Below are 255 nucleotides of genomic sequence, written 5' to 3'. Positions count from 1 at the left end.
AACGCGCAGTTCTGGAAACGAAATTTCCAGAACTGAGCGGGAAGAACGGTAAAGCGTATGCAATACACGTAGCGAAACTTGGTGGATACTTAGACCGTGGATCGGATCCACCGCCAGGCTGGCAGACAATGTGGAAGGGACTGCAAAAGCTTCGCATGTGGGCAGAGGGTTACGAACTTGGTGCTGAATGAGCGCTGGCCGCTCATTCAGCGACATCCACCGTAGAATGGATTTGATTCTATTATTTCATTGGTA

Annotated in this window: 1 pseudogene; it reads left to right on the top strand. The window is 49.8% G+C overall.

Annotation, left to right across the window (positions count from 1 at the left end):
- Nucleotides 1–191: pseudogene (locus O2S87_RS19160) on the top strand (IS4 family transposase); the annotation flags it as partial.
- Nucleotides 192–255: the final 64 nt, after the last annotated feature.

The organism is Halohasta sp. A2, assembly GCF_056175805.1.
Note: the sequence above shows the minus strand (reverse complement) of the source record. Positions and strands in the feature narration are given on the sequence as shown.